The following is a 16,635-nucleotide window of genomic DNA, read 5'->3' as shown; positions in this document are numbered from 1 at the left end:
GTTCTGCAAACCGCTTACTTCTCGTACCCTTCCTCGAACGGGTCGATCTCCTCACTGCCGGGCTCCTCCTCGTCGCGGGTGAACCCCGGGCCCTCCGTCGCCAGCTCGAAGACGAGCCCGTCGGGGTCGCTGAAGTAGATGCTCTTGAAGTAGGTGCGGTCTTTCACCTCGGAGACGCGCACCCCCTGCTCGCGGAGGTGGTCTCGCCACTCGCGGAGCGTCTCCTCGTCTTCGACGCCGAACGCGAAGTGATGGCTCGCCCCCGGGCCGGGCGCCCCCTGCGAGCCCGGGTACTCGAAGTAGGTGACGGTAGTCCCCGGCTCGCCGGTCGGCGTCGAGGAGAAGTAGTAGTGGGGCGTCCCCGGATCGTCGTAGTTCTGCGTCCGCTTGACCGTGTACCAGCCGAGCGCGTCCTCGTAGAACGCGACGGTCTCGTCCATGTCGGTGCAGATGTTCGTCACGTGGTGCAGTCCGGTGGTGGGCGGGGCGTCGGTCATGATTGTGTGGCAGGTGATCGCGGAGTCAGTTAGTCGTGCTGGCAGCTACAAAAACGGTCAAACCGCACGCGCGTCGTTCAGAACGATTGCGGCCGGCTCAGAACAGCCCGAGACCGAGCGCGTACGGCCACGCGGTGCCGCCGACGGCCAGCAGCGCGAGCGCGGCGCCGGCACCGTAGACGTTCTTGAGGAAGCTCGTCATCTCGCTCTGCCTCTCCTCCGGGTCGTCGATCGACCAGAAGTCGTGCATCGTCACGGCCGAGATGAGCAGGAAGGCGGCGAGGGCGCCGGCCGCGAGGACCGGGAACGCACCGGCTGCGACGCCGAGCCCGCCGAGAACCAGAACGAGCCCGGAGGCGATCACCGAGAAGCGCGGCGCCGGGAGCCCCTTGAACTCGGCGTAGCCGGCCATGGTGTCGACGTCCATGAAGTGGTTCAGACCCATGAATGCGAGCGTGACGCCGAAGAGCAGTCGGCCGAGCAGGAACAGTTCGCCCGCGAAGGGGGAGTCGAATTGGAGCGGTATCGTTGTGAGTTCAGCTGACATCGTGTAACCACATATACGGACGTAACCTATTTATCGATTCCCGGACAATAGGGTAAGCAGGTAACCTCGATGTCATCGCAGGATCTCGCCGGCTCAGAACCGGCGAAAACGGCCGAATCAGAGCCCGAAACGGACACGTCTTCGACCCCGGAGACGCCGTGTCCGGTGGTCGACTCGCTCGAACAGATCGGCTCGCGCTGGCGGCTCGTCGTCCTCCACGAGCTGTTGAACGGCGAGTCCCGATTCAACGAGCTGAAACGCGAGACCGACGCGAACGCCCGGACGCTCTCGCGCGTGCTCGACGACCTCCAAGAGACCGACTTCGTCGACCGCCGACTGGAGGAAGACTCGCCCGTCGCGACGTACTACAGCCTCACGCCGAAGGGCGAGTCGCTCGCGCCCGTCTTCGAGGAGATCGACGAGTGGGCCCACGAGTGGCTCGCCGAGTGCAGCGGGTAGGAACTGAGCTACGGGATGGTCGATCGATTATAAGTGAAGCTTGGCTCTGTGGCCGTCTGTTTATAAGTCGTTGACGACGCGGTGAACACCTCCAAAGCCCCAGCCGCGACGACTCGCGCGGCTTGCTGCGCGCTTCGGTCGCTCGCGTTGCTCGCTCCCTGCGGTGCTTACGTCGGCCACCATCGCCCTCCCGGCTTGCCCCTTTGAGTCCCACCCGCACAGCATGCAACCGCACCTCACACCTCCCCAGCCTCGCCGCTCGCTGCGCTCGCGGCGTCCCTCGCACGCGCGGTTCGCGCCCGAGGGGCGCTCACCGGCGCGCGCCACCGCACTGTTCATTTATAAGTGATTGACGTCGCCGTTCACGCCTGCTTATACACTGCGTCGCCGTCTGCGAGCCTCACTCGTAGGTGCCTCAACGGCGAAACGCACACCACCCTCCGACCCGTATCGATCAGCGTGTACGCCGGACTGAAGAACACCCCCTGTTGCCTGTGCGGCCGCGACGACACCCACACCCGGATCGCGGTACCGCCGCGGGCGCTCCGGCTGATGGCAAACGGCGGGCCGATCGCGTGGCGAGACGTGGTCGGGGCGGTGACGCTCCGGTTTTGCGCCGACGACTGGGCTCTCGTGAGCGATCTGGCGATCGAGATGGACACACACCCGCTCTCGCGGTGTAACGCGGCACACGTCTCGCTCGACCTCCGCGAAGACCACGAGGCGCTGCTGTCGGCGACGAAGGCCGAGACGGATCAGACGGAACTGGAGTCCCGTCTGGTCGCCGAGGCGGAGACGACCCTCGACGCGGTCGACGACGCCTACACCGAGGAGCGCGACGTGGTCGAAGCGATCGTGGTGTTGCGCGCGCTGGAGGAACTCGGCGTGCGGGACTCGCCGGGCGATCCGGTCGCGCCGTAGCGCGCTGTCGCGCGGCGGGCGTTTATAAACTACAGCCTACCACCGCACTTCGAACCCGTCCAGTCCCTCCGGCTCCTCGTACGTCGCGTCAACGCCGTCGACATCGGCCGCCGAACTCCCCATCTCGCACCACGCGACCATCTCGCGGACCGCGTCCTCCGGTCCCTCGAAGACGGCCTCGACGCGCCCGTCGTCGAGGTTGCGGACCCAGCCGTCGATGCCCCTCCCCCGGGCGGTGTCGCGGGTCGTCGCGCGATAGTAGACGCCCTGCACGCGTCCCGAGACGTACACGTGTGCTCGCGTTCGGTCGGTCATCGGTGGTGGCTGCGTCCGCCGCCGAGTTAAAAACCGCGGGGGGCCGTCGTAGGAGAGCGATGCCGACGGCGACCCGCAACCGACGACTTCTAACGAACGCCGGCCGACACCGGAAATATGGACTTGTTCGGAACCGCGGGGATCCGCGGTAGCGCCGAAACGCGAGTGACACCGGAGCTCGCGTTGGCCGTCGGCCGCGCCGTCGCGGCTGAAGTACGAGCGGCTGAAGAGGGGACGAGACCCGACGAGGTCGTCCTCGCGCGTGACGGACGCGTGACGGGTCCGGCGATCGCGGCCGCGATGGAGTCGGGCCTCGCGTCCGGGGGCGTCCGGGTGCTCCGCGCCGGGCGGCTCCCGACCCCGGCGCTCGCGCACGCCTCGCAGGGACGGTACGGCGTGATGCTCACGGCCTCGCACAACCCGCCGACCGACAACGGGATCAAGCTGTTCCGAGACGGCAGCGAGTTCGACCGGGAGGCCGAGCGCGCCGTCGAGGAACGCGTCGCGGGCGAGGAGCCCCCGGCGGCGTGGGACGAGTGGACCGAGACGGAGCGCGTCGACACCCTCGACGGCTACCTCGACGCGGTCCGCGCGTACGCGGAGGGGTTCGGGGACGATCTCGACGGCCTCCGGATCGCGGTCGACTGCGGGAACGGGATGTCCGCGCCCGCGACGCCGACTGTCCTGCGAGAGCTGGGCGCCGAGGTCGTTACACTCAACGGGAACATCGACGGCCACTTCCCCGGGCGCGGGAGCAAGCCGACCCCCGAGAGCCTGCGTGACCTCCGGGCGTTCATCGCCGACGCCAACGAGGGGGTGGCCGCTCCCGGACGCCCCGGCGCCGAGATCGACGCCGAGGGGTTCGCCTTCGGGATCGGCCACGACGGCGACTCGGACCGTATCGTGATCATCGACGCCGACGGCGACGTGGTCCACGAGGACACCGTCCTCGCGCTGCTCGCCGAGCGGTACACCCGCGAGAGCGACGCCGCCGACCCGGTGGTCGTGACGACCCCGAACGCCTCGGGCCGGATCGACGAGCGCGTCCGCGAGGCCGGCGGGCGGGTCGAACGCGTCCGCCTCGGCGCGCTCCATGAGGGGATCGCGGCGGTGCGGGCGGAGAGCGCCCCCGGCGACGACACCCGCGTCGTCTTCGCCGCGGAGCCGTGGAAGCACATTCACGTCGGCTTCGGTGAGTGGATCGACGGCGTCGCATCGGCGGCCGTGATCGCCCGGCTCGTCGCCGAGTCGGGACTCGACGCGCTCCGCGAGCCGATCACGGAGCGCCCGTACCGCAAGGTCAGCATCGACTGCCCGGACGAGGCCAAGCCCGGGGTGATGGACCGATTGGGATCGACTCTGCCGGATGCCTTCCCCGACGCGACCGTCGACACCGACCACGGGGTCCGATTGGAGTTCCCGGACGCGTCGTGGACTCTCGTGCGACCGTCCGGCACGGAGCCGTACGTGCGGATATACGCCGAAAGCGACGAGGTCGATGAGCTGATCGCGGATGTCGAGGCAGTCGTCGAGGACGTGGTGGCCGCGGTCGCTGACGCCGAGTAGCGCCGCTGTTCGGCGACGGCGAGTAGCCGTCCGGTGCTGTCGAGGACGAGCCGTACGTTCCCCGATTTCCGCCTGATTGTTCTTAATACAGCATGAACATGTGTACGTTCCCAACCGATCGCGACGAATAGGCGACGGTTTTTCCGCGGTATCACGTAAACGTGCAACACCGAGACGGAGAGAGCGACGAATTTATGCCGCGTACCCGCCCCGTTGTAGGTGACATGGCATCCGACTTCGATCGGCGGCGGTTCCTCAAGGCAGCAAGCGCGGCGGGCCTCGTCGGCCTCGCCGGCTGTAGTGGCGGACCGAGCGGCGACGGGTCCGACGGCTCCGACGGTAACGACAGCTCCGACGGAGACGACGGGTCTGACGGCTCGGACGGGAGCGACGGATCGGACGGCGAGGACGGGTCCGACGGAGACGACGTGCCGGCGACGGTCGGCATCGTCTATTCCGACGGCGGCCTCGGCGACAACTCGTTCAACGACGCGGCCCAGCAGGGAATTCTCCAGGCCGAAGAGGAGTTCGGTATTGAGTACGACGAGTCGGAGCCGGACGGTGCCGGCGAGTTCGGGCAGTTCCAGCAGCTGTACGCGAGTTCGACGGATCCAGAATACGATCTGGTCTCCTGTATCGGGTTCAACCAGGGGGACGCGCTCACCGAGACTGCACCCCAGTACCCCGATCAGGACTTCATGATCGTCGACACCGTGGTCGACGAGCCGAACGTCGCGAACTACTTGTTCCGTGAGCAAGAGGGCTCGTTCCTGATGGGCGTGCTCGCCGGACGCCTGACCGAGACGGAGTTCTCCGCGGGCGCGGGATCGACCGATCCCGACTCGACGACCGTTGGGTTCGTCGGCGGCGTCGACAGCCCGGTCATCCGCCGGTTCCAAGCCGGCTTCGAGGCCGGCGTCGACTACGCGTCCGACAATGTCGACGTTACCACGAGCTACGTCGGCAGCTACGCCGACCCTTCGGGCGGGCAGGAGGCCGCACTGTCGATGTACCAAAATGGGGTGGATATCGTCTATCACGCTTCGGGCGCGACGGGCGTCGGCGTGTTCCAGGCCGCACAGGCGGAAGGCCGGTTCGCGTTCGGTGTCGACCAGGACCAGTCGATCTCCAACGAGTCGTTCGCGGACGTGATCCTGGCGTCGATGGTGAAGCGCGTCGACACCGCGGTGTACGAGTCGATCTCGAACATCATCGACGACAACCATCAGGGTGGTGAGACGCTCGCGCTCGGGCTGGAGTCGAACGGTGTCGAGTGCGTCTACGGCGACCAGATCGGCGGCGAAGTGCCCGACGATATCGTGTCCGCCGTCTCCGACGCGCGCGACGAGATCATCGCCGGAAACATCGACGTGCCGGAGACCACGAGCGACTAAGCGCGATACGGCGGCGACGAATCCCGATCGCGGGGTGTTCGAACCGACCACCAAGAACACGACTTTTTCAACGCTCTGGTTGATCAAACGACAGTTTCGGAGGCGTCAGTCCGGAATCCGCGCTCTTTTAGGCTCCGACGCGGAGTTACGGGTGAATGAACCCGGCGGTCCACATGGACGGTATCACGAAGCGATTCCCCGGGGTCGTCGCGAACGACGACGTTGATCTCGCGGTGGAGCGCGGGAGTGTCCACGCCCTGCTCGGCGAGAACGGGGCCGGCAAGACCACGCTGATGAACGTGTTGTACGGGCTCTACGAGCCGACCGAGGGGACCGTCTTCCTCGACGGCGAGCCGCAGTCGTTCGACTCGCCGCGCGACGCAATCGACGCGGGCGTCGGCATGATCCACCAGCACTTCATGCTCGTCGACCCGATGACGGTGTGGGAGAACGTCGTCTTGGGCAACGAGCCGAAGACGTGGGGCGGGCTCCGCGTCGACGAGGCCGCCGCCCGCGAGGCGGTCGTCGAACTGAGCGAGCGCTATGGTTTCGACGTGGACCCCGACGCCCGGATCGAAGACGTCTCGGTCGGCGTCCAACAACGCGTCGAGATCCTAAAGGCGCTGTACCGCGGCGCCGACGTGCTCATCCTCGACGAGCCGACCGCGGTGTTGACGCCTCAAGAGGTCGAGGACCTGTACGGCGTCTTCGAGGAGCTCACCGAGCAGGGGAAGACGATCATCTTCATCTCGCACAAGCTCGGCGAGGCGCTGTCGGCGGCCGACGAGATCACCGTCCTCCGCGACGGCGTCAACGTCGGGACGGTCGCGTCCGCAGACGTGACCCGTGAGGATCTTGCGGAGATGATGGTCGGCCGCGAGGTGCTGATGGAGCCCGCGACGACGCCGCAGAAGCCGGGCGACCGCGTCCTTGAGGTGACCGAGGTCCACGCCGACGACGACCGCGGCGTTGAGACGGTGTCGGGGATCTCCTTCGAGCTCCGTGCAGGCGAGGTGTTCGGCATCGCCGGTGTCGACGGAAACGGTCAGTCCCAACTCGTCGAGACAATCACGGGGATGCACAATCCGACCGACGGGTCGATCACCTACCTCGGCGAACCGATGGCCGACGAGAGCCGTCGGGAACACATCGACCGCGGGATGGCCTTCATCCCCGAAGACCGGCAGGAGCGAGGGCTGGTGATGTCGTACGACCTGACCGAGAACGGTATCCTCGGAAGCCAGCACGACCCGCCGTTCGCCGAGGGCGGCCGGCTCGACTGGCGCGCCTCTCGTGATCACGCCGAGTCCGTGATCGAGCAGTACGATGTGCGGCCCCCGAACGCCGACGCCGAGGCGGAATCGCTCTCTGGCGGCAACCAGCAGAAGTTCATCGTCGGCCGGGAGTTCGAGCGCGATCCGGAACTGGTCGTGGCGATGCACCCGACGCGGGGGGTCGACATCGGCTCCACGGAGTTCCTCCACGACCGCCTGCTCGAACTGCGGACCGAGGGGAAGGCGGTGCTTCTGGTCTCCTCGAAGTTAGACGAAGTACAGGGGCTCTCCGACCGGCTCGCCGTGATCCACGAGGGAGAGTTCACTGGAGTCGTCGACCCCGCCACGGTGACCGAAGAGGAAATCGGCCTGCTGATGGCGGGCGAGACGCTCGACGACGACTCCGTCGAGGGGGCTGCGGTCCACAACGCCGGACCGGACCCCGTTGGCAACGGCGGCGTGGAGACGGACACCGGGACAGATGATACCCTCGAGAAGACAGATGACGACATTGAGAACGAGGAGGTGGACGCGTGAGTCGCACCAACACCGGGTCTGACGACGGGTCCGGTTCTGACGATATCCCGTCGATCGCCCGCCGCGTCATCGCGCCGTTCGTCGACCGGTCGGTCGCCGAACGACTCCTGATAAGCGTCGCCGCGATCCTGCTCTCGATCATTGTCGGTTTCGCCATCGTGCTCGTCTCCGGACGCGTCGCGCAGTGCAGCACCGCGGCGTGGACGATGCCCCTCACCGGAATCGGCTTCTGTTACGACCCGGTCGAGGTGTACCTCGTCCTGTTCAACGGCGCGCTCGGGTACCCGTTCGCGGTCGGTGAGCCGGGGCTCATCGACCCAGCCTGGACGCCGTTCAACCTCTCGCTCGGGCTGACGCTCTCGGAAACGACGCTGCTGATCTTCACCGGGCTCTCCGTCGCGGTCGCGTTCCGCGCCGGGCTGTTCAACATCGGGACACAGGGCCAGCTGGTCGTCGGGGGTCTTGCGACCGCACTGACCGTGCTCGCGGCGGCGCCGCTGCTCCCGGCGGGGCCGGTCGCGGGCGTCGCGCTGATCGTCGCCGGAGTCCTCGCGGGTGCCGTCGGCGGCGGCTTCTGGGGCGCGATTCCGGGCGCGCTGAAGGCGTACACCGACGCCAACGAGGTGATCACGACAATCATGCTCAACTTCATCGCCGCGAACGTCGCGTACGTGCTCGTGTTGGAGGTATTCCGCGCCGAGGGCTCCTCGGTCGTCGCCACCGAGTACGTCCCCGAGTACGCACAGTTCCTTCCGTGGCTCTTCCCGCAGTCGAGCGACTTCGCGCTGCTGGCGCTGGTGGTCGGGATCGGCTTCATCGCCGGGCTCTACTACCTCGTCGAGCACACGTCGTTCGGCTACGACCTGCGTACCAGCGGGGTGCAGGCGGCCGCCGCCGAGTACGGCGGCGTGAACGCGAAGGCGACGACTGTCCGGGCGATGACGCTCTCGGGTGCGATCGGCGGCGTCGGCGGTGCGGTGTGGGTGCTGATGTCTCAGGGGCGGTGGATGGCGTCGGTCCCTGCGCTCGGATTCGACGGGATCACCGTCTCTATCCTCGCCGGCAACAACCCACTCGGCGTGTTGCCGGCGGCGTTCTTGTTCGGAATCCTGAAAGGTGGCGCCTTGGAGATCGGGTTTCGCACCGACGTGCCGACCGAACTCGTCGGCGTGTTGCGCGGCCTGATCATCTTGTTTGTGGCCATGCCGGAGTTCTTCCGGATGATCGGCCGGTACGCCGGTCTGGGCTCGCGAGGCCCGAGCGGGCCGGAGACGAGCGGATCGGGCGGCACAGGGCCGGCCGACGACGCGGCCGCCGTCGAGGGAGGTGAGACCGATGCATAACCCGCTCGCGGACGTGCCGATTCCGATCCTCGACGATCTGATCGAATCCGACTACGTGCGGTCGCTGGTTGTGGGCACCACGGCGGTGCTCGGTCTGCTGGGCCTGCTGGGACTGCTGTTGCCCGGCTCGATCGCCGGCGACCTCGCCGGAATCGTCTTCTCGACGAGCACCGCGGCGTCGACGGCGCGGCTGGCGGCGCCCATCGTGCTGGCCGGGCTCGGCGGTATCTTCGCCGAGAAGTCCGGCGTCATCAACATCGGGCTGGAGGGACTGCTGATCATCTCGGCGTTCGTCTCCGTCTACGTCGCCTCGGTCGTCGGGATCGGCAACGCCGTCCTCGGAGTGCCGGCTATCTGGGTCGGCTTCCTCGCCGGGATCGCCGCATCGACCGCACTCTCCGGCGTGTTCGGGATCGTCTGCATCGAGTTCAAAGCCGATCAGATCATCGCCGGACTGGCGGTCTGGCTCATCGCGTTAGGGCTGGCGCCGTTCATGTCGACGGTGTTCTTCGGCGGCGTCAACACCCCGAATCTCGGCGCGCGCATCGGCTGGCACTACTCAGCGACCATGGTCGTGATCGCGACGCTGGCCTCGTGGTGGGCGCTGAACCGCACCGCGTTCGGGAAACACCTGCGAGCGGCGGGCGAGAACCCGAAGGCGCTCGATACAGTGGGTATCTCCGTCTCGAAGGTGCGTCACGCCGGCGTGCTGCTGTCGGGCGTGCTCTCGGGCGTCGGCGGCTCCGCGCTCGCGCTCTCGATCGGCCAGTTCATCGGCTCGGGCGACACGATGGTGCAAGGGAAGGGGTTCATCGCCATCGTCGCGTACCTGTTCGGCAACTACAACCCGCTCGGGACGCTCGGCGCGGGCGTGCTGTTCGCCGGGCTCGACGCGATCCAGATCCGGCTCCAGCAGCTCGGCTACGCGATCCCCGACACGCTGGTCCAGACGATCCCGTACGTGGTCGTCATCCTGGTGCTCGCGTTGGTCGGTCGCACCCGCCTACCTGAGGCCGCGGGCGAGCATTACGAGACGGAGGACTGAACAGGACCGAGCGGCTCACTCGCCGGTCCACCCGTTTGCGTTCTCCTCTCGTCTGATCTGCGCCGCCGCCCGATTTTCCCTCCCGCGTCGTCCCACAGACAACCGAATCGGGAACAAAGAGTTTTGCCACAGGGGCGACCACGCACGTGGTATGAGCATCGACGAGTACGACGTCGTCGTGGCGGGCGCCGGGACCGCCGGCTGTTACGCGGCCGCGACGATCGCGAACGAGGGGCTCGACGTCGTCATCGTCGAGCGGAAGGACGCGGAGGAGGCCGGCCACATCGCCTGCGGCGACGCGCTGAAGGGGGCCGATACCTTCCCGGAAGCGATCCCGAAAGATCGGCTGGAGCCGGCGTTCACGAACACCGGCGTCGACCACGGGCGCTTCGAGATTCCGCAGGAGGACACCGTCCTCGAGATTCCGGTTCCCGGCGAACTCGCCGTCATCGACCGCTGGGAGTACGGGCGACGGATCATCGCAGGGGCGGAGGACGCCGGGGTCGAGTTCCACTACGACACCGTGATCAACGACGTGATCCAGACCGGCGGCGGTCGGGTCACGGGACTTCGCGCCAAGCGCAAGGGTACCCCGGTCACCTACGAGGCCGACCTCGTCATCGACGGCGCCGGGTCGCTGTCGCTGCTGCAGGACAAGGCGGATTTCGAGGGGACCACCTTCGACACCAACGTCCGGTACTCGCAGTTCTGCTCGGCGTACCGCGAGATCGTCGAGGTGCCGGAGCCGGTCGAGTGGGACGACGCCTTGGTGTTCAAGGCGACCGATCGCGCCGCGGGCTACCTCTGGTACTTCCCGCGAACCGCCACCGAGATCAACGCCGGACTCGGCTTCCAGATGAACGAGGAGCCGATGCAGCTCGTCGAGGCGCTGAAACGCGATCTCCGGAACCGCCCCGAGTTCGAGGGCGCGGAGGTCAAAGACAAGCTCGGCGCCGCGCTCCCCACCCGCCGCCCGTACGACTCGGCGGTCGCGCCGGGATACATGGCGGTCGGCGACGCCGCGGGCCACGTCAACCCGACCACCGGGGGCGGCATCGCCGGCGCGGCGTACGCTGGCAAGTACGCCGGCGAGCAGGCGGTGAAAGCTGTCTCCGACGGCGACGTGAGCGAGGAGAACCTCTGGCGGTACAACACCCGCGTAATGGACCACTTCGGCGGGCGATACGCCGGTCTCGACGTGTACAACGTGCTCTCGACCGCGGTCGACGTCGACGACCTGATGGGACTGCTCGCGTCGCTGCCGGGCGAGAAGCTCGCTGAGGCGCTGTACGAGGGGTCGACCTCGATGTCCTTCGGCCTGAAGCTGAAGGCGGCGGTCAAGAGCTTCGGCTACTGGGGGACGATCCGGAACTTCTACCAGACGAAGTCGCTCGCGGACGAGCTGCTCGACCACTACGGCGCGTACCCCACGAGCCCCGCCGCGATGGCGAACTGGACGGGCGAGCGCGACGCGATCATGGACCGGATCTACGAGACGACCGGCGCGGACGCGAAGTACTGAGTCGGACGCTGGTCGTCGTTCCGTGGGGGTATTCTGATCTCAGCCGCGGACGGATGTCGACGGAGCGACGGCGCTACAGAGATTTCACCATACACGTGGCCGTTACGGGACAGAGCTCGTCGAATTCGGCCGTTTGACGAATAGCGTTCGGAGCGGTCGTCCGATCTGTCTCTACGTAGCCGCAGTCCCCGAAGAATTCGGCCGCAGTCGTCGTGAGCAGGTACAACCGTTCGACGCCGTCGGCTTCGACCTTCGATTCCAGTGCCTCGCACAGCGCCGTTCCGTATCGGTTCCCCCGTGCCGATCGCTCGATAACGACAGACCGTAACAACCCGTCCGTCCCGTGTCTCTCGACGCCGCCGACACCGACTCGGGTGTCACCGTCATATCCGATGTAGAACCGATTTCGGCCCGGTTCCACGTCATCCGAAGGCAAGCCGTTCTTGTCCAGTAGCGTTTCGACGTAGGCTATCGTCTCTTCGTCGGCTCGCTGAAGCCGTAGCGTTCGATTACTCATGCTCGTCTATACCGACGTGGGCCGGATAACGGCTTCCTCGGTGACGGATCTAACTGAGGTTACGATAGTCGTTTGCTGGATTCGCGGTCTCCAGTGATCGGCCGTTCCGTCCGCCTCACAACTTGAAAATGGGAGTTCGGCAGAATCCGACGTTCGATTTTGGCTGCTCTCTCCCGGCTTCAGGGCCGCGTCTCGGCGACCTTTCGGATCGCGCCCGCGAGCACGTCGATCCCGACCGCGATGTCGCCTTCGACCACGTCGAACGTGCTCGTGTGGTGCCCGCCGGGGTGGTCGGTGCCGACGCCGACGTAGCAGGCCAGTCCCCCGCGCTTCTGGACCGACTGCATCAGGTAGGTGGCGTCCTCGGAGCCGCCCAGATCGGCGCGATCGACGATTTCTGTGACGCCGGCGACGCCGCCGGCGACCTCGCCGACGATCCCGGCGAGTGCGTCGTCGCTCGTCGCGCTCGGCGCCTCTCCCTTCGTCGAGACGGCCACCTCGCAGTCGTGCATCTCGGCGGCCGACTCCAGTATTCGGTCGGCGTGCTGGGACATGTACTCTGCCAGTTCGGTCGTCGCGCCGCGGAGCTCGCCCTCGATATACGACTCCTCGGGGATGACGTTCGTCGCCGTGCCGCCGCCGACGAGCCCGGCGTTCACACGGGTCGGTCCGTCGGCGTGGCGGGGGATCGCGTAGAGGTTCTGGACCGCCGCCGCCATCGCCTGCACCGCGTTTCGTCCCTGCTCTGGTCGCGCGCCCGCGTGAGACGGCTCACCGGTGAACTCCGCGAGGAAGTGCCGCACGGCGAGGAAGCCGTCGACGCCGCAGACGACCTCACCGGAGGGATGGTCCAAGCCGACGTGGACCGCGTAGAGGTAGTCTACGTCGTCGAGGTGGCCCGACTCCGCCATCGGCTTGCCGCCCGCGACCTGCTCTTCGCCCGGCTGGAAGAACACCTTGAGGGTGCCGGAAAAGTCGGAGTCGAGCACCGCGTCGAGGGCCCCGAGCCCCATCGTCGCGTGCGCGTCGTGGCCGCAGGCGTGCATGTACCCCTCCCGCTCCGAGCGGAACCTCTCGGCGGCGGGGACGTGGTCGGCGTCTTCGGACTCGGTCACCGGGAGCGCGTCGATGTCGACCCGGAGTCCGACTACGGGGCCGGGGCCGCGCTCGGCAACCGCGACGCAGCCGGTGTATCCGCCCGAAAGATGGTCGACGATCTCCGGGTCCGCACCCGCATCGCGGGCCCGTTGTTCCCACTCGGCCAACTCCTCGTCGTCGGGGACGTTCATGCGGTCGTCGGTCGCCAGCGCGTCAGGGCCGACGTAGAGGTCCGTGAGGTCGCGCTCGCGAAGCTCTTCGACGATCCGAGCGGTAGTGTAGAACTCGCGCCAAGCGGGCTCCGGGTTGCGGTGCAGGTCGCGGCGGAACGCGCGGTATCCGTCGTCGTCGAGAGCGCTCATGGGCGTCGGTAGCCTCGAGCGGGCTTAAACGATCGCGTGGCGGTGCGGCTCGCTCGTTCCGCGTCCGCGCCGTCAGTCGGAGTCGGCGTTTCCGCCCTCGTCCGCTTCGATCCGGTCCGCGTACCGCGTCAGCGCGGCCGCGACCGTCCGGGCCTGCTCGGGCGTGAGGTCGACCCGGTCGGCGTGGTTGGGGAGGCGCTCGACGTCGAGGCCGTCGAGCTCGAACTGCAGTTCGACCCGATCGGGTCTCTCGTCGGACGCGGTGACGTTCAACACGCCCGACCCGTTCTCGGTCCAGTCGTGGCCGAGGGCCGCCCCGTCGACGAGATCCAGCGTGGTGTACGCGGTCACCGACGTGATCCGCTCGTTCATGCCCGGCCGGACGGCGGGGAGCGACATGGTCCTTCCGGCCGGCGTGAGAACCGACGGCCCCGAACTACTCCGGCGTCCGCACCGTGAACACGGGCACGTCGGCGGTCCGCACGACCTTCTCGGTGACGCTGCCGAGCAGGTACTTCTCGATCCCGCTGCGCCCTCGCGTCCCCATGACGATCATGTCGGTCTCCTCGTCGGCGTATTTCGTGATCTTCGTGTGGGGGTCTCCCTCTTCGATCCGCGTGACCACATCAACGTCCTCGTCGCGGAGCAGTTGTTCGAACTCCTCGATCACCTCCTCGCCCTCGGCGCGGAGGGAGTTGACGTTCTTGCTGCCGCCGGCGCCGACGCCGGCGTACGTCGTGTTCACGACGTAGAGGACGTGGACCCGCGCGTCGAAGGCCTCCGCCTGACTCACCGCGTGCGGAAACGTCCGTTTCGATGCCTCGCTGCCGTCGGTCGGAAACAGAATTTCGTCGTACAGGGAGTGGAAGTCGCTCAGCGGCCGCGCCGCCGCAGATTACCAGCCGAAGAGCTCCGGGGCCACGTCGGCCGACGCGTGTTGCGCGCGGTCGTCCGTGGGGTCCTCAGTAACGGTCGCCGGCTCCTCGGCTGCGGTCGCGGCGTCGTCCGCTGCCGGACCGCTCATCCGATCAGTCATCCGAGGAGGCCACCTCCGGATTCGCCGCCGTCGTCCCCTCCTCGGCGAACGGGTACCACGACTGCTTCGCGTCGGTGAGCGACGGGTCGACGTAGTCCGTCTCCTCGGGCTCGCACAGCGCCGCGAGCGTCTCGGTGTCGGTCGCGTCCGCCCACTCGCGGAACGTCTGGCCCGGCGCCCGGCGCTCCGCGAACGCCTCGATCAGGTTCCGGATCGCTCCGGGGGCCTCGTCGGCCGGCACCCGCTGTTGGACGTAGTCGACGAAGGACGGCTCCTCGCCCATCCCGCCGCCGACGCCGATGTCGACCGCCTCGACCATCTCGCCGTCCTTCCGCGCTCGCATGCCGAGCAGGCCGATGTCCGCCGTGTTGGCCTGTCCGCAGTCGGCGGTGCAGCCGGAGAAGTGGATCTTGAGCTGGTCGACGTCGTCCGGCAGGTCGACGTTCTCGCGGAGCCAGCGGAGCATCGTCGCCATTCGGGTCTTGGTCTCGACGAGCGCTATCGAGCAGAACTCGGTGCCGGTACAGGCCATCGCCCCGCGGACGAACCGGTTCGGTTCGGGCCGGTGTTTCGCGAGCAGCGGCTCCGCGAGCAGCTCGTCCACGCGGTCGGAGTTCACGTCGACGATGATCGGGTTCTGCCGGCGCGTGAGCCGGACCTCGCCGGAGCCGTACTCGTCGGCGAGGTCGGCGAGCTCGATCGCTTCCTCGGCCGGCAGCCGACCGACTGGGACGCTGAGGCCCACGTACCGCCTTCCGTCGCTCTGCTCGTGGACGCCGGTGTAGTCCTGCTTCCCGTCCTCGGTGGTCCGACCGGCGTTGTACGTGTACTCGTCGCGGATGTCCTCGCCGGCGGTCCGCAGATCGGCGTCGACGTACTCCTCGTCGAGCAGGTCGCGGATCCACTCGGTGCCGTGATCGTCGACGAAGAAGCGCGAGCGGTTCTTCGCGCGGACCTGCCGGTCGCCGTGGTCGTGGTACAATTCGACGAACCCGCGGACGACGTCGTACGCCTCGTCCGGGGTCACGAACACGTCCAGCGGGCGGGCGACGCGGGGCTCTCGCCCGCCGAGCCCGCCGCCGACGCGCACGTTGAAGCCGAGCGTCTCCCCGCTGTCGATCTCTTTTTTCGCGGGTTCGAGTCCGATGTCGTTGATCGCGTCCTGCGCGCCGCCCTCGGGCGTCCCGGAGATGCTGATGTTGAACTTCCGGGGCATGTTACAGAGGTCGTCGTCGCCGCGGATCTCCTCTTGGAACCGTTCGAGCAGCGGGAGCGTGTCGATCACCTCGTCGGCGTCCTTGCCGGCGACCGGACTGCCCGAGATGTTCCGCATCGTGTCGCCGCCCGACGACCGGGTGGTCACGCCGACCGATTCGAGCTTCTCCCAGATCTCCGGGACGTCTTCGAGTTTGATCCAGTGGAGCTGGACGGACTGGCGGGTCGTCAGATCGATCCAGCTGTCGCCGAACTCGGGGTTCGACACCGGGCCGGACGCGTAGTCGCGGGCGACCTCGGCGATCGCGCGGAGCTGACCGGGCTCCAAGATCCCGTTGGCGTTCGTCAGCCGCATCATGAAGTAGCCCTCTTGGCCCGAGCGCTGGTGGAACACTCCCCAGAACTTGAACCGGGTGAACCACGCGTCCCGCTCGTCTTCCGGGATCGACTCGAACCCCGTCTCCGCGAACTCCAGTAGCTTCTCGCGAACCTCGTCGCCGTACATCTCCGATTTCCAGTCCTCCTTTTTGTTGGCCATCACCGATCACCCTCGTCGTTGGTGTGGAACCGTTCTCCATCTATATTGTCCGAATGGTGGGTCATCTCGGATAGAAGTTTACAGGATTGCATAAAATAGTTCGGCTTTTATAAAATCACAAAATATAGGAGATAACGAAGCGATCGAAAGGGCGGTCGCCAGACTGACTTATATTTCCATTTCCAAAAAACGAAATTATATATGTGGTAGCGAAACGAGCCAGAAGTTCACAAATGCAAATGGCCGGTCGCGGACGAGCGTGGGTCGGAACTGCCCGGTCAGCTCGAGGTGCGATCCCCGCGAGCGTGTCGCGGTCGTCGATCGCGTCTGGGAACGGTTATCGCGTCTGGGATCGGTTGGGTCCGGGAGCGATCGGGTCCGAAATTGGTCGGATCCGGCGTCGATCGGTCCGAGATCGGTCGGCCGGGACTCCCGCGTGTGTATGCGCC

At 67.1% G+C, this 16,635-nt stretch carries 17 protein-coding genes; 8 read left to right on the top strand and 9 right to left on the bottom strand.

Annotation, left to right across the window (positions count from 1 at the left end; translation table 11 throughout):
- Positions 1 to 14 precede the first annotated feature (14 nt).
- On the bottom strand, positions 15 to 497 hold the full coding sequence (locus HLAC_RS07060) for a VOC family protein (protein WP_015910153.1): 483 nt from the start codon (positions 495 to 497) through the stop codon (positions 15 to 17).
- A gap of 97 nt (positions 498 to 594) precedes the next feature.
- Positions 595 to 1,044: a DoxX family membrane protein gene (locus HLAC_RS07055; protein WP_015910152.1), complete on the bottom strand. Its 450-nt coding sequence runs from the start codon at positions 1,042 to 1,044 to the stop codon at positions 595 to 597.
- 69 nt (positions 1,045 to 1,113) lie between these two features.
- Between HLAC_RS07055 and HLAC_RS07050 the strand changes: the two genes are divergently transcribed.
- Positions 1,114 to 1,503: a winged helix-turn-helix transcriptional regulator gene (locus HLAC_RS07050; RefSeq protein ID WP_015910151.1), complete on the top strand. Its 390-nt coding sequence runs from the start codon at positions 1,114 to 1,116 to the stop codon at positions 1,501 to 1,503.
- Positions 1,504 to 1,962: 459 nt separating this feature from the next.
- The gene (locus HLAC_RS07045; protein ID WP_015910150.1) at positions 1,963 to 2,424 is read left to right on the top strand and encodes a DUF7960 family protein; all 462 of its coding nucleotides are present in this window, start codon (positions 1,963 to 1,965) and stop codon (positions 2,422 to 2,424) included.
- A gap of 36 nt (positions 2,425 to 2,460) precedes the next feature.
- On the opposite strand, the gene HLAC_RS07040 is transcribed toward HLAC_RS07045, so the two are convergent.
- Entirely contained in the window at positions 2,461 to 2,739 is a 279-nt protein-coding gene (locus tag HLAC_RS07040; protein WP_015910149.1) for an acylphosphatase, read from the bottom strand.
- 117 nt (positions 2,740 to 2,856) lie between these two features.
- On the opposite strand from HLAC_RS07040, the gene HLAC_RS07035 reads away from it, so the two are divergent.
- The 6 genes from HLAC_RS07035 to HLAC_RS07010 all read left to right on the top strand — a co-directional run bounded on the left by HLAC_RS07035 (position 2,857) and on the right by HLAC_RS07010 (position 11,420).
- Positions 2,857 to 4,305 carry a phosphohexomutase domain-containing protein gene (locus tag HLAC_RS07035; protein ID WP_015910148.1) on the top strand — a complete coding sequence of 483 codons (1,449 nt, stop codon included), beginning with the start codon at positions 2,857 to 2,859 and terminating at the stop codon, positions 4,303 to 4,305.
- Between the two features lie 224 nt (positions 4,306 to 4,529).
- Positions 4,530 to 5,699, top strand: a complete 1,170-nt coding sequence (locus tag HLAC_RS07030) for a BMP family lipoprotein (protein ID WP_015910147.1) — start codon at positions 4,530 to 4,532, stop codon at positions 5,697 to 5,699.
- Positions 5,700 to 5,854: 155 nt separating this feature from the next.
- Entirely contained in the window at positions 5,855 to 7,510 is a 1,656-nt protein-coding gene (locus tag HLAC_RS07025) for an ABC transporter ATP-binding protein (protein WP_015910146.1), read from the top strand.
- Positions 7,507 to 8,853, top strand: coding sequence for an ABC transporter permease (locus HLAC_RS07020; protein ID WP_015910145.1), 1,347 nt, complete (start codon positions 7,507 to 7,509; stop codon positions 8,851 to 8,853). Before HLAC_RS07025 ends, HLAC_RS07020 begins: the two co-directional genes overlap by 4 nt.
- Positions 8,846 to 9,898 carry an ABC transporter permease gene (locus HLAC_RS07015; RefSeq protein ID WP_015910144.1) on the top strand — a complete coding sequence of 351 codons (1,053 nt, stop codon included), beginning with the start codon at positions 8,846 to 8,848 and terminating at the stop codon, positions 9,896 to 9,898. The genes HLAC_RS07020 and HLAC_RS07015 overlap by 8 nt, the downstream gene beginning before the upstream one ends.
- Before the next feature lie 151 nt (positions 9,899 to 10,049).
- Complete coding sequence (locus HLAC_RS07010) at positions 10,050 to 11,420, top strand: geranylgeranyl reductase family protein (protein WP_015910143.1); 1,371 nt, start codon at positions 10,050 to 10,052, stop codon at positions 11,418 to 11,420.
- A gap of 73 nt (positions 11,421 to 11,493) precedes the next feature.
- Here HLAC_RS07010 and arsN2 read toward each other — a convergent pair whose 3' ends face one another.
- From arsN2 to HLAC_RS06985, 6 genes are all read right to left on the bottom strand, one after another.
- Positions 11,494 to 11,937, bottom strand: coding sequence for an arsenic resistance N-acetyltransferase ArsN2 (arsN2, locus tag HLAC_RS07005; protein WP_015910142.1), 444 nt, complete (start codon positions 11,935 to 11,937; stop codon positions 11,494 to 11,496).
- A 179-nt stretch (positions 11,938 to 12,116) separates the two neighbouring features.
- Complete coding sequence (locus HLAC_RS07000; RefSeq protein ID WP_015910141.1) at positions 12,117 to 13,397, bottom strand: amidohydrolase; 1,281 nt, start codon at positions 13,395 to 13,397, stop codon at positions 12,117 to 12,119.
- A gap of 72 nt (positions 13,398 to 13,469) precedes the next feature.
- Positions 13,470 to 13,769: a DUF6360 family protein gene (locus HLAC_RS06995; RefSeq protein WP_015910140.1), complete on the bottom strand. Its 300-nt coding sequence runs from the start codon at positions 13,767 to 13,769 to the stop codon at positions 13,470 to 13,472.
- A gap of 64 nt (positions 13,770 to 13,833) precedes the next feature.
- Positions 13,834 to 14,256: a universal stress protein gene (locus HLAC_RS06990; protein ID WP_049933384.1), complete on the bottom strand. Its 423-nt coding sequence runs from the start codon at positions 14,254 to 14,256 to the stop codon at positions 13,834 to 13,836.
- A 36-nt stretch (positions 14,257 to 14,292) separates the two neighbouring features.
- Positions 14,293 to 14,433, bottom strand: coding sequence for a hypothetical protein (locus HLAC_RS18745; protein ID WP_015910138.1), 141 nt, complete (start codon positions 14,431 to 14,433; stop codon positions 14,293 to 14,295).
- Complete coding sequence (locus HLAC_RS06985; protein ID WP_015910137.1) at positions 14,426 to 16,186, bottom strand: nitrite/sulfite reductase; 1,761 nt, start codon at positions 16,184 to 16,186, stop codon at positions 14,426 to 14,428. Before HLAC_RS06985 ends, HLAC_RS18745 begins: the two co-directional genes overlap by 8 nt.
- Between the last annotated feature and the right edge of the window lie 449 nt (positions 16,187 to 16,635).

It is taken from the genome of Halorubrum lacusprofundi ATCC 49239 (assembly GCF_000022205.1).
Classification (GTDB): domain Archaea; phylum Halobacteriota; class Halobacteria; order Halobacteriales; family Haloferacaceae; genus Halorubrum; species Halorubrum lacusprofundi.
This window is presented reverse-complemented; position numbering and strand designations above follow the sequence as displayed.